Below are 12,237 nucleotides of genomic sequence, written 5' to 3' on the forward strand. Positions count from 1 at the left end.
TTCTAATGCGAGACGAGCATTAGTCCCATTAGAATGGCTGGATGTCCGATCCCCTGGCCCTGCTGTTCACCAGAACGATCCGGGCGAACCGGGTGGTCCGCGGCGGGGTGTCCGACGCCCTCGCCGACACGGCCGGGCTGACGGCCTGGGTCCGCGAGCACGCCGCCGCCCTCGGGGTCGACGCCGCCCGCTTCACCGCCTCCGAGCCCATGCGCGAGGAGGTCGTCGCGCTCCGCCAGGCCGTGCGGGCGCTGTTCGCCCGGGCCGTGGCGCCCGCGGAGCCCAGTTCGGCCGACGCCTCGCGCCTCCCCCGCTTCGCCGACGCCCTCGCGACCGTCAACGCCGCCGCGATGGCCGTACCCCTGGCCCGGCGCCTCGACTGGCCGGACGGCTCCGAGCCCACCGCAGGCGACGCGCCGGCCGCGCGGGCGAGCGACACGGCGGCGCTGTGCGCGAGGCTCGCCACCGCGGCCATCGACTTCCTCGCCGGACCCGACCGCGAGAAGCTCAGGGCCTGCCCGGCGCCGCGCTGCGTCCTGTATTTCGTCAAGGAGCACACGCGGCAGGAGTGGTGCTCGGTGAGCTGCGGCAACCGGGCCAGGGCCGCCCGCCACTATCGGCAGCACCGCGCCGATCACTCTTTCTAACGGATTGCCAGTAGTACATCCGTTAGGTTACGCTCGCCTCGGAGTTCTAACGGGATATGACAGTAAGTCCCGTTAGAACGAAGAGAGAAGGGCGACCACATGCGGTTCCAGATCGGGCATGCCGGCCTCAACGTGACCGACCTCGAGCGGGCGATACGGTTCTACGTGCGCGTCTTCGAGTTCGAGGTGATCAGGGAGTCCACCGAGGGCGACAGGCGCTACGCCTCGCTCGGCTACGACGGCGGCACGATGGTCACGCTCTGGGAGCAGAGCGAGGGCCGCTTCGCCACCGGCTCGCCCGGCCTGCACCACCTGGCGTTCCAGCTGCCGGACATGGACGCCGTACGCCGGGCGGAGGCGACACTGCGCGAGCTCAGGGTGCGGTTCGCCTATGAGGGGATCGTCCCGCACGGCCAGGGCAGGCAGTCGGGCGGCGTCTTCTTCGAGGACCCGGACGGCATCCGCGTCGAGATCTCCGCGCCGAGCGGGGCCGAAGGGCTCACCGCGCCGGTCGCCGACGCCCCTACCTGCGGGTTCTTCTAGTGGAACACCCGGGCGAGCTGCTGCTCCAGCGCCGGGCGGGCATGACCAGGCCGCTCGGCTCGGCGCGGGCGCGGGCCGAGATCCCTCCCGTGGCCGCCGCCTTCCTCGAGGCGCGGAACATGCTGGTCATCGGAGCGCGCGACGACCGAGGGCGCGTCTGGGCGGGCACCCTGACCGGCCCCGAAGGATTCGCCACGACGGACGGGGACCGGTCGATCGTCGTCGACGCGCTGCCCGACGGTCCGCTCGCGGGGCTCTTCGGGGGCGAGCCGCGCGACATCGGCGTCATCGCCATCGAGCCCGCGACCCGCCGCCGCATGCGGGTGAACGGCCGGGCCCGCGGCGACGGGCACCGCCTCACCATCACGACCGATCAGGTCTACTCCAACTGCCCCAAGTACATCCAGCGGCGCGTACCGCCGCCCGTCCTCGGGGAACTCCCCCGGCGAGGCCCGGCCACGACCGCCCGCACCCTCACCGAGGCGCAGCGCCGCTGGATCGCGATGGCCGACACCTTCTTCATCGCCACGCACGTCGCGGGGCTGGGCGCCGACACCTCCCACCGGGGCGGCGCGCCGGGGTTCGTCCGGGTGACCGGGGAGCGGCGGCTGGCCTGGCGCGAGTACCCGGGCAACTTCATGTTCATGACGCTGGGCAACCTGGAGCTCGCCCCGGCCTGCGGGCTGCTGTTCCTCGACTGGGAGCACGGCCACGGCCTGCACCTGACCGGCAGGGCGGCGTACGACGGCGGCGAGGTGGAGTTCGAGCTGGACGAGGTCGTGGAGATCACCGCCGAGATCCCGTCCCCCTGGCGCTTCGTCGAAGCCTCGCCCTTCAACCCGCCACCGCTCGACACGACCGGCCGGCCGGACCGGTCCTGAACGGCCTTCCGGGCCGCGGCCGGCCGAGCCGCGACGAAAGATCGGGGACCTTTCTGTCGTCTGTTCACTGTCGGAATACCTCTCACTAGCGTTCCTCCCGAGCAGGGCTCCGGCGTCCTGCACGAGGTAGGAGGACGTGACTGATGACTGGTTCCGACAACGGATCGCCCATGGGCCGACGCTCCCTGCTGGCCGGTGTCGCCGGCGTCCTGGGCGCGGCGGCACTGCCCGCGACCGCCGCGCAGGCCGCGCAAGCGCCGGCGTCGGCGCCGGCCGCGTCCACACGGCGGTACCCGTCGAACTGGCCCGACCTGGAGCCCTACGGTCTGGCGGACGCCCGGCCGGACCTGTGGCCACGTGAGGACAACTCCTTCATCCTCCCGCTCGAGCGGCGCCCCCGCGACGAGGAGCTCGGCCGGGTCTGGATGCGGGACACCTACGTCAACTGCTTCGTCGTCGACGGCCGTCCGATCTACGTCGCCACGGGCACCACCCGGGTGCCCGGGCTCGAGGCGGCCGGCCCGTGGAACGACGGCATCTTCGTGTGGGTGTCCCCGTCCCTGCACGGCCCGTGGAGGCTGGCCGACACCACCGGTATCCGGCCCGGCGCGGAGAAGGGCAAGGTGTGGTCGCCCGAGTTCGTCGGCGAGAACCGGCCCGGGCGCACGGTCGTCGCCCCATGGCAGGAGTACTGGTACGACGACCGGTTCGGCAAGCGCGGCCAGGCCTGGGCCCCGGAGGTGCACTACTTCCGCGGCAAGTGGTACATCGTCGCGTGCATGGGCGACCACTCCCAGAAGGTCGGTTCGTTCATGCTCGTGAGCGAGGGCGGGGTCGAGGGCCCGTACCGGCTCGTTCGGGGCAACCTGGAGAAGCCTTTCGGCGACTCCTTCATCGGCGGGCCCGCCTTCATCAAGCCCGGCGCCTACCACCACATCGACGGCGGCCTCTACAGCGAGGGCGACGACGCGTGGCTCGTGCTGCACAGCAACCTGTACGCGAAGTTCCGAGACGACATGGAGGACATCGTCCCCACGACGAACCTCCCGAACTTCCAGCAGACGCCCTACTCCCCCGAGCCGTACCTCGAGGGCGCGTACGTGTTCAAGTACGGCGGCAAGTACTACCTCGTCCACGCCGCGTGGGACCGGACGTCGGCCGACCCCGACGGCGGCACCCGGTACGCCTACGACACCGCCGCCCCCGGCCGGGTGCAGTACCAGTACGACGCGATCATCGCCGTCTCGGACCACTTCGAGGGGCCGTATTCCAAGCGGTGGACCCTGGGCGTCGGCGCCGGCCACAACAACATCTTCGTGGACCGCAGCGGCCACCTGTGGGCGACGTTCTTCCGCAACCCCAACTTCGGCTACTGGGCCGACCCGTCGCGCGTCGGCGACGCCGCCGTGCCCGGTGTCGTACGGCTGGAATGGACCGGCCCGGGGAGCGACCGCCTGTACGTCCAGCGCCGGAACCGGGGGCGGTCGATCAGCGGCTGACCCTGCGGGGGGGCGGGCCTCTGGTGCACGGCTCCGAGGGCCGGGCCGGCCGGTTCACGGACAGATTTGCCAATGGCTGACCGTGGCAGCGTGTCGGAGGGGTTGACCCGGCATCTCAGGAGCGTACTTTCACATTTGCACCAGAGGAATCCGGCCTGCGCGCTTGGAGGACGAATGGCCCGCATCACCGTCATCGTCGACGGCGTCACCTACGAGGAAGAAGCCGAGCCCCGCCTCCTCCTCGTCCACCTGCTGCGTGACCGTCTCGGCAAGACCGGCACCCCGATCGGCTGCGACACCGGCAACTGCGGCGCCTGCACCGTCATGATCGACGGCAGGAGCGCCAAGAGCTGCTCGGTCCTCGCCGTGCAGGCGGACGGCAGCGACATCGTCACCGTCGAAGGCCTGGCCACCGGCGGCGAGTGGCACCCGATGCAGCGGGCCTTCCACGAGGAGCACGCGCTCCAGTGCGGTTACTGCACCCCCGGCATGATCATGGCCGCCATCGACCTGCTGAAGGACGACCCGGACCCGTCCGACGAGGCCATCCGCGCCGGCCTGGAGGGCAACCTGTGCCGGTGCACCGGCTACTGCAACATCGTCCGGGCGGTACGGCGCGCCGCGCAGACCATGAGCGACAGCGGCCGGGAGGTGACGGCGTGACCGAGGAGCTGGACGCCGGCCTCCTCGCCGCGCGGATCGCCGAGGGCGGGCAGCTCGGCGAACCCGCCCCGGGCCGGCACGAGGTCGGCGCGGCGCGCAGGCGCAAGGAGGACGCCCGCCTGGTCACCGGCCGCACCCACTGGACCGACAACCTGCAGCTACCGGGCATGCTGTACGTCGCGTTCCTGCGCAGCCCGATGGCGCACGCCCGGATCACCCGGGTGGACGTCTCCGGGGCGCTGCGCCGCCCCGGGGTGGTCGCGGCGTTCAGCGGCAAGGATCTCGCGGATGAGCAGGGCAGCCTGCCGTGCGCCTGGCCGGTCACCGAGGACATCGTCGTCCCCGACCACCCGCCGATGGCGGTGGACGAGGTGCGGTATCCGGGTGAGGCGGTGGCCTGCGTGGTCGCGATCGACAAGTACCGGGCGAGCGACGCGCTGGAGGCCATCGAGATCGACTACGATCCCCTTCCGGCCGTCCTCGACATGACCGAGGCCCTGAAGGACGGCGCGCCCAAGGTCCACGAGGCCGGCAACCGGGCGTTCGTCTGGAAGTTCTCCCAGGGCGACATGGAGGCGGCCTTCCGCGACGCGCCGGTGGTGATCGAGCGGACGTACGTCCAGCAGCGGCTCATCCCCTCGGCCATGGAGCCGCGCGCCGTCGTCGCGCAGACGGACGGCGAGCAGTTCACGCTGCACTCGGCCACCCAGATCCCCCACGTCCTGCGGATCATGCTGGCCCAGGTGACGGGGATCCCCGAGCACAAGCTGCGCGTGATCGCCCCGGACGTCGGTGGCGGGTTCGGCTCGAAGCTGCAGGTCACCGCCGAGGAGGTGATCCTCCTCCTGCTGACCAGGCGGCTGGGCAGGCCGGTCAAGTGGACCGAGTCGCGCTCAGAGGGCAACCTGACCGTGCACCACGGCCGCGACCAGCTCCAGCGCCTCTCGCTGGCCGCCGGCCGCGACGGCCGTGTCCGCGGCCTGCGGGTGGACCTCCTGGCCGACATGGGCGCCTACCTGATGCTGGTCACGCCGGGCGTCCCGGTCCTCGGCGCGTTCATGTACAACGGCATCTACAAGATGGACGCCTACGACTTCACCTGCACGGGCGTCTTCACCACCAAGATGCCCACCGACGCCTACCGTGGCGCGGGCCGGCCGGAGGCGACGTTCGCGATCGAACGCCTGATGGACGAACTGGCCGCCGAGCTGTCCCTCGACCCCGTCGAGGTGCGGCGGCGCAACTGGATCGCCCACGAGGAGTTCCCCTACACCACCATCGCCGGGCTCACCTACGACTCCGGCAACTACGAGGCGGCGACCGAGAAGGCGCTCGCCCTGTTCGGCTACGACAAGCTCCGGGCCGAGCAGGCCGACCGGCGCGACCGGGGTGATCCCGTACAGCTCGGCATCGGGATTTCCACCTACACCGAGATGTGCGGCCTCGCGCCGAGCCGCGTGCTCGGCTCGCTGGCGTACGGCGCGGGCGGCTGGGAGTACGCCAACGTCCGCATGCTGCCCACCGGCAAGGTGGAGGTCGTCACCGGCACCAGCCCGCACGGGCAGGGCCACGAGACGGCGTGGAGCCAGATCGTCGCCGACGCGCTGAGCGTGCCGTTCGAGGACGTCGCGGTCCTACACGGCGACACGGCCGCCTCCCACAAGGGCATGGACACCTACGGCTCCCGCTCGCTCGCCGTGGGCGGGGTCGCGGTGCTGCGGGCCTGCGAGAAGGTCAAGGACAAGGCCCGGCGGATCGCCGCCCACATGCTGGAGGCGTCTCCGGACGACGTCGAGTTCGACCGCGGCACCTTCAGGGTGCGCGGCACCACGTCCGGCAGGACCATCCAGGAGGTCGCGCTGGCGACGTTCGCCGCCCACGACCTGCCGCCCGGTGTCGAGCCGAGCCTGGACTCCGACGCGACGTTCGACCCGGAGAACTTCTCCTTCCCGCACGGGACGCACCTGTGCGCCGTCGAGGTCGACACCGAGACGGGGGCCACGAAGATCAGGTCGTACGTGGCGGTGGACGACGTGGGCAAGGTGGTGAACCCGCTGATCGTCGAGGGGCAGGTGCACGGCGGACTCGCCCAGGGCATCGCGCAGGCGCTGTTCGAGGAGGCCGTGTACGACGCCGAGGGCAACCTGCTGACGACCACGATGGCGGACTACCTGCTGCCCTCGGCGGCCGACCTGCCCGACTTCGTCACCGACCGGACCGAGACCCCGGCCACCACCAACCCGCTCGGCGTCAAGGGCGTCGGCGAGGCCGGGACGATCGCCTCCACCCCCGCCGTGGTGAACGCGATCGTCGACGCGCTCCGCCCGTACGGCGTGCACGACGTGCCGATGCCCTGCACCCCCGAACGGGTGTGGCGCGCCATCCAGGGAGGCTCCTCATGATCCCGGCATCCTTCGACTACCTCCGCCCCTCCTCCCTGGAGGAGGCGGTGCGGGCGCTGGCGGACGCCGGCGAGGACGCCAAGGTGCTCTCCGGCGGGCAGTCGCTGCTGCCGCTGCTCCGCCTCCGGCTGGCCTACCCGAGCCTGCTGGTGGACGTGGGCCGGCTGGAGGAGCTGCACGGCATCCGCGACGAGGACGGCCACGTCCGCATCGGGGCCGCCGTCACGCACGACGAGGTGATGCGCTCGCCGATCGTCAACGCCGAGTGCCCCCTGGTGGCGTTCGCGACGGCGACCGTGGCGGACCCCGCGGTACGGCACCGGGGCACGTTCGGCGGGTCGATGGCCCACGCGGACCCGGCGGGCGACCTGCCGGCGGTGGCCGTGGCGCTCGGCATGGAGTTCGTGATCCGTTCGGCCGGGGGAGAGCGGGTCGTCCCGGCGGGCGAGTTCTTCGTCGACTACCTGGAGACCGCGCTGGAGCCCGGCGAGATCCTCGCGGCGGTCCTGGTGCCGAAGCTGGGCGAGGGCTGGGGCTTCCACTACGAGAAGTTCCACCGTACGGCCCAGGCCTGGGCCATCGTGGGCGTGGCGGCGGCGGCACGGGTGTCGCAGGACGGCCGGCGCGTCCAGGAGGCACGGGTCGGGCTCACCAACATGGGGCCGACCCCCGTACGGGCGACGCGGGTGGAGGAGGCCGTCCGGGGCGCCGACCTCGGCGCGTACACCGGGCCGTACGGCACCTCCGGTAACGGGAACGGCTCGAGGAACGGCCACGGCGACCCGCTCCGTCAGGCCGCCGAAGCCGCCGCCGAGGGCACCTCACCGCCGTCCGACCTGAACGGGACCCCCGACTACCGCCGCCACCTGGCCCGCGTCCTCACCCACCGCGCCCTGGCGGCCGCCGCGGCCGCGGCCGCGGCCGTGTAGAGGTCCGCCGTCAGCCGAGGGCGTGGTCGAGGGTGAAGGCGGCGCTGATCAGCGAGAGGTGGGTGAAGGCCTGGGGGAAGTTGCCCAGCTGCTCCCCCGTGTGCCCGACCTCCTCGGCGTACAGGCCGAGATGGTTGGCATAGGTGAGCATCTTCTCGAACGCGAGCTGGGCGTCGTCCAGCCGTCCGGCGCGGGTCAGCGCCTCGACGTACCAGAACGAGCAGATCGAGAAGGTGCCCTCCGCGCCGCTCAGCCCGTCCGGGGTCATGCTGCCGTCGTAGCGGTAGACCAGCGAGTCCGACACCAGCTGCCGGCGCAGCGCCTCCAGAGTGGACAGCCACTTGGGGTCCACCGGCGAGACGAACTTGGCCAGCGGCATCATCAGCACCGACGAGTCCAGCACGTCGCCGTCCAGGTACTGGACGAACGCCCGCAGCCGCGGCGACCAGCCGCGGCGCATGATCTCGCGGTAGATCGCGTCCCGGGCCTGCCGCCAGCGGGCCAGGTCGGCGGGCAGGCCGCGGTGGATCGCCATCCGCATGGCCCGCTCGATCGCCACCCAGCACATCAGGCGGGAGTACACGAAGTCCTTGCGACCGCCGCGCGTCTCCCATATGCCCTCGTCCGGCTGGTCCCAGTGGTCGCACACCCATTCCACCAGCGTGCTCACCTCGTCCCACCGGTCGCTGGAGATCGGGCGGCCCCACTTGTCGAACAGGTAGATCGAGTCGATCAGCGCGCCGTAGATGTCGAGCTGAAGCTGGTCCACGGCGCCGTTCCCCACGCGGACCGGCGCCGACCTCTCGTACCCCTCCAGATGCGGCAGCTCGCGCTCCGGCAGCTCGCGCCGCCCGTCGATTCCGTACATGATCTGCAGCGGGCCCGACGCGCACTCCTCGCCCATCCCGACGTGCTCGGAGAGGAAGTCCATGAACGCCTCGGCCTCGTCGGTGAAGCCGAGCCGCAGCAGGGCGTACACGCAGAAGGCGGCGTCCCGGATCCACACGTAGCGGTAGTCCCAGTTGCGCTCGCCGCCGAGCTGCTCGGGAAGGCTGGTCGTCGGCGCGGCCACGATGCCGCCCGTCGGGGCGTAGGTGAGCAGCTTCAGCGTCAGGGCCGAACGGTGGACCATCTCCCGCCAGCGGCCCCGGTAGCGCGACGCGGCGAGCCAGCGCCGCCAGAAGGCGACGGTCGCGTGGAACTGCCGCTCCGCCTCCTCCAACGGGCACGACCGCATCTCGACGGAGCCGTCCACCCGGTCGACGGCGAAGACCGCCGTCTCGCCCTCGGTGAGCTTGAACTCCGACCGCACGTCCAGACCGTCGATCTCCAGCGGACACGTGGAGGTCAGCGTCAGGGCCTGCGAGGGCGACTCGAACAGCACATGCCGCTCACAGCGGCGCACGGTGTGCGGTTCGGCGCCGTAGCCGAAGCGGGGCGCCATCCGGGCCCGGAACGGCAGCGTCCCGCGGACGCACACCACCCGGCGGATCAGCCGATGGCGGTCGACCTCGCGTGACCCGTCCACGACCGGCATGAAGTCCTGGACCTCCCCCACCCCGTCCAGGGCGGAGAACCGCGTGATCAGCACGTTGGTGTCGGGGAAGTAGAACTGCCTGGCCTTCGCCTGGACGCTGGGGGCGAGCTCGAACGACCCGCCCCGGTCCGCGTCCAGGATCGAGCCGAACACGCTGGGAGAGTCGAAGCGCGGGCAGCAGTACCAGTCGATCGTGCCGTTGGACCCGACGAGCGCGACGGTGCGCAGGTCACCGATCAGTCCGTGCTCGGCGATGGGCAGGTATCGAGAGCCGTCCGGACGGCCGATCTCACTGGTGCCCATGTCAGCCTCCCCCAACCGACGCTACGCCCCCACCCCACCGCCCCCGCCCAGGCCCCCCGGGCACATCACACCGCCCACCTCATCAGTTCGGGCGGGGCGCGAGCCGGTCGAGTTCGGTGAGGGTCTGCTCGTCGGGGATCCAGGCGGCCGCCGCGGCGTTGGCCTTGACCTGCTCGGGGCGCGTCGCACCGGCGATCACCGACGACACGGCGGGCTGGGCGAGGAGGCCGCCGATCGCGACGTCGAGCAGGGTCACGCCGTGCCGCCGGGCGAAGTCCTCCAGCTTCTCCACCACATCGAAGCGCGCGTCGGTGAGGTACTCCGCGCGGCCCGACAGCCGGGTGCCCTCCGGGGCCTGCTCCCCCCGGCGGTACTTGCCCGTGAGCAGCCCGTTCGCCAGCGGGAAGTACGGCAGCAGCCCGACCCCGTGGTGCAGCAGCGAGGGGACCAGCTCCCGCTCGGCCCGCCGGTCCAGCAGGCTGTACTCGTTCTGCGCGCTGACGAAACGCTCGTACCCCTCGGTGCGGGCGATCCATTCGGCGTCCGTGACCTGCCATCCCGCGAAGTTGGACGAGCCGACGTACCGGACCTTGCCCTCGCGCACCAGGTCGGACAAGGTCGACAACGTCTCTTCGATGGGCGTCGAGGAGTCGGGGAAGTGGAGCTGGTACAGGTCGATCCAGTCCGTCCGCAGGCGCCGCAGCGACCGCTCCACGGCCCTCCGGATGTACCGGCGGGAGCCGCGCGCACCCCAGTCCGGGCCGTTCGCTCCCTGCACGTCGCCACCGAACTTGGTCGCCAGCACCACCTGGTCGCGGCGGCCCTGCAGCACCTCGCCGAGGTACGTCTCCGACTCGCCGTAGATGTCGGCCGTGTCGATCAAGGTGACTCCGAGGTCGAGCGCCGTGTCCACGACGGCGCGGGTGGCCTCGAGGTCGATCCTGCGCCCGAAGTTGTTGGCGCCCAGGCCGAGGGCCGAGACGACCAGCCCCGAGTTCCCCAGCCTGCGGTACTTCATGTCCGTCATGTCATCTGCCTTCCGATATCAGCGGTCACACGAAAAGTGTTCGGCATGTCCTTCCCCTCACCGTATTAAGGGTTCCGGACGGGACGGCAGGCGGATCGCCCCTACGCGGGCGGGCGGATGGAGCAGGATGACGGGCATGACCTCAGTGCGGCACAGCGTCCGGGCCCTCCTGTTCGACGGGGACGAGATCATCCTGTTCAAGCGGCTACGGCCGGGACGGGAACCGTACTGGATCACCCCGGGCGGCGGGGTGGAGCCCGGGGACGGTTCGCTGGAGCAGGCCCTGCGCCGCGAGCTGGACGAGGAGCTGGGCGCCCTCGCCGGGCCGGCGCTGCGGGTGTTCACGCTCGCGGAACCGGGCGCGGTGACGACGGTGTACGCCTGCCGGCTCGTCGCGATGGACCTGTCGCGCCGCAGCGGGCCGGAGTTCCTGGATCCCGGGAACGGGACCCACGAGATCCAGCGTGTCCGCCCGGACAAGATCCGCGAGCTGAACCTCGTGCCCACCGAGCTGCGGGAGTTCGTCGCCGACGCGGGCCCGGCACTGCCCGCGCTGCTCGACACCGCGACCTACGCGCCCGGCCGCTACCGGCCGGTGGTCGACGTCCACCTCCTGCTGCTGGACGAGGGCCGCGTACTGCTCGGCCACCGCCAGGGCACGGGCTACGCCGACGGCGAGTGGCAGATCATGCCGTCGGGGCATCTGGAAGAAGGGGAGTCCGTCATCGGGACCGCCGTCAGGGAGGCGAGGGAGGAGCTGGGGATCGAGGTCGCCGGATGCGAGGTGGTCCACGTCATGCACCACCGCAATCCGGGCGGCACCGCGCGGATCGGGCTGTTCCTGACGGCTGGGACGGTGACCGGGAGCCCCGTGAACGCCGAGCCGCACAAGTGCGCCGAGCTGGGCTGGTTCCCGATGGACCGGCTGCCCGAGCGCACCGTGCCGTACGCCCGCGCGGGCATCGAGGCGGTACGCCGGGGGGTGCCCTTCTCACTGCACGGCTGGGACGAACCGACCGCCGCCGACCTGGACGCCGAGGCGGCGCGGGCCGGGTACCCCGAGGTGACGATCTGCCTGGCGGGGCACCGGGACGACGCCGTACTCGTGATCTCGGACACCGAAACCGACCGCCTCCCGTCCACCCCGGTACGGCCCGGCGAGGGCCTCGGGGAGGCCGTGTCCCGCTTGGCGTCCGGCATGGCAGCGCAGGGCCATGTGGCATCCGGCGAGGAGACGCAGGGCGATACGGCATCCGGCGAGGTAGCGCTCGGAACGAAGAAGGCCGCCGGCGAGGCGCGGTTCCTCGGCGCGGAGGAGACCGCCGGCGAGGCGCGGTTCCTCGGCGCGGCCGACTACGTCTCGCCGTCCGGCGTCACGGGCCGCCGCCTCACCTTCGCCGCCCCGCTCACCCGGACTCCCGACGCCCGCAGGGGCGAACGCCTCCTCGCCCTCACGGACGTCGACGGTTCCCACCTGTCCCACCTCGACCGCGAACTGATCACGCGAATCCGGTGACGCTCACGCGGTACCAACGAGTGTTCACCAGGCACCCCGCCGCACAACGGCGCCGACATCGCCGCACCACATCCCGCCGACGCGGCGCCCGATCGAAACCCATTACACAGCGGCCGGCAGGGGAGAACCAGGCCCGACGCGGCATCGATCCAACACCCACCACATCCCGACGAACAGGAGAGAACCGGACCCGACACGGCAACCGAATCCCCCACGAACACGGGAGAACCAGGCCCGACACGGCACCGATCCAACAGCCACCACATCCCGACGAACAGGAGAGAACCGGA

10 protein-coding genes are annotated in these 12,237 nt (G+C 71.6%); 8 read left to right on the top strand and 2 right to left on the bottom strand.

Annotation, left to right across the window (positions count from 1 at the left end):
• The first annotated feature begins 41 nt into the window (after positions 1-41).
• The 7 genes from KIK05_RS02820 to KIK05_RS02850 all read left to right on the top strand — a co-directional run bounded on the left by KIK05_RS02820 (position 42) and on the right by KIK05_RS02850 (position 7,564).
• On the top strand, positions 42-647 hold the full coding sequence (locus tag KIK05_RS02820) for a CGNR zinc finger domain-containing protein (RefSeq protein WP_214408897.1): 606 nt from the start codon (positions 42-44) through the stop codon (positions 645-647).
• A gap of 99 nt (positions 648-746) precedes the next feature.
• On the top strand, positions 747-1,190 hold the full coding sequence (locus tag KIK05_RS02825; protein ID WP_214408898.1) for a VOC family protein: 444 nt from the start codon (positions 747-749) through the stop codon (positions 1,188-1,190).
• Positions 1,190-2,071 (top strand): PNPOx family protein, encoded by an 882-nt coding sequence (locus KIK05_RS02830; RefSeq protein ID WP_214408899.1) that lies wholly within the window; start codon positions 1,190-1,192, stop codon positions 2,069-2,071. The genes KIK05_RS02825 and KIK05_RS02830 overlap by 1 nt, the downstream gene beginning before the upstream one ends.
• A 143-nt stretch (positions 2,072-2,214) precedes the next feature.
• Positions 2,215-3,570, top strand: coding sequence for a family 43 glycosylhydrolase (locus tag KIK05_RS02835; RefSeq protein ID WP_214408900.1), 1,356 nt, complete (start codon positions 2,215-2,217; stop codon positions 3,568-3,570).
• Positions 3,571-3,744: 174 nt separating this feature from the next.
• Positions 3,745-4,233: a (2Fe-2S)-binding protein gene (locus KIK05_RS02840; RefSeq protein ID WP_214408901.1), complete on the top strand. Its 489-nt coding sequence runs from the start codon at positions 3,745-3,747 to the stop codon at positions 4,231-4,233.
• Positions 4,230-6,635 (top strand): xanthine dehydrogenase family protein molybdopterin-binding subunit, encoded by a 2,406-nt coding sequence (locus tag KIK05_RS02845; protein WP_214408902.1) that lies wholly within the window; start codon positions 4,230-4,232, stop codon positions 6,633-6,635. The genes KIK05_RS02840 and KIK05_RS02845 overlap by 4 nt, the downstream gene beginning before the upstream one ends.
• Positions 6,632-7,564 carry an FAD binding domain-containing protein gene (locus tag KIK05_RS02850; protein WP_214408903.1) on the top strand — a complete coding sequence of 311 codons (933 nt, stop codon included), beginning with the start codon at positions 6,632-6,634 and terminating at the stop codon, positions 7,562-7,564. The genes KIK05_RS02845 and KIK05_RS02850 overlap by 4 nt, the downstream gene beginning before the upstream one ends.
• A 10-nt stretch (positions 7,565-7,574) precedes the next feature.
• On the opposite strand, the gene KIK05_RS02855 is transcribed toward KIK05_RS02850, so the two are convergent.
• On the bottom strand, positions 7,575-9,404 hold the full coding sequence (locus KIK05_RS02855; RefSeq protein WP_214408904.1) for a glycoside hydrolase family 15 protein: 1,830 nt from the start codon (positions 9,402-9,404) through the stop codon (positions 7,575-7,577).
• An 82-nt stretch (positions 9,405-9,486) separates the two neighbouring features.
• Positions 9,487-10,431, bottom strand: a complete 945-nt coding sequence (locus KIK05_RS02860) for an aldo/keto reductase (RefSeq protein ID WP_214408905.1) — start codon at positions 10,429-10,431, stop codon at positions 9,487-9,489.
• A gap of 136 nt (positions 10,432-10,567) precedes the next feature.
• On the opposite strand from KIK05_RS02860, the gene KIK05_RS02865 reads away from it, so the two are divergent.
• Entirely contained in the window at positions 10,568-11,947 is a 1,380-nt protein-coding gene (locus KIK05_RS02865; RefSeq protein ID WP_250562101.1) for an NUDIX hydrolase, read from the top strand.
• Positions 11,948-12,237 lie beyond the last annotated feature (290 nt).

This window comes from Sphaerisporangium fuscum (assembly GCF_018531465.1).
In the GTDB taxonomy this organism is placed as follows: domain Bacteria; phylum Actinomycetota; class Actinomycetes; order Streptosporangiales; family Streptosporangiaceae; genus Sphaerisporangium; species Sphaerisporangium fuscum.

What these genes read in the sequence shown, in the direction of transcription:
- KIK05_RS02840 (WP_214408901.1), top strand. Translation starts at nt 3,745, where the DNA reads ATGGCCCGCATCACCGTCATCGTCGACGGCGTCACCTACGAGGAAGAA.
- KIK05_RS02865 (WP_250562101.1), top strand. Translation starts at nt 10,568, where the DNA reads ATGACCTCAGTGCGGCACAGCGTCCGGGCCCTCCTGTTCGACGGGGAC.
- KIK05_RS02825 (WP_214408898.1), top strand. Translation starts at nt 747, where the DNA reads ATGCGGTTCCAGATCGGGCATGCCGGCCTCAACGTGACCGACCTCGAG.
- KIK05_RS02850 (WP_214408903.1), top strand. Translation starts at nt 6,632, where the DNA reads ATGATCCCGGCATCCTTCGACTACCTCCGCCCCTCCTCCCTGGAGGAG.
- KIK05_RS02855 (WP_214408904.1), bottom strand. Translation starts at nt 9,404, where the DNA reads ATGGGCACCAGTGAGATCGGCCGTCCGGACGGCTCTCGATACCTGCCC.
- KIK05_RS02820 (WP_214408897.1), top strand. Translation starts at nt 42, where the DNA reads ATGTCCGATCCCCTGGCCCTGCTGTTCACCAGAACGATCCGGGCGAAC.
- KIK05_RS02835 (WP_214408900.1), top strand. Translation starts at nt 2,215, where the DNA reads ATGACTGGTTCCGACAACGGATCGCCCATGGGCCGACGCTCCCTGCTG.
- KIK05_RS02860 (WP_214408905.1), bottom strand. Translation starts at nt 10,431, where the DNA reads ATGACGGACATGAAGTACCGCAGGCTGGGGAACTCGGGGCTGGTCGTC.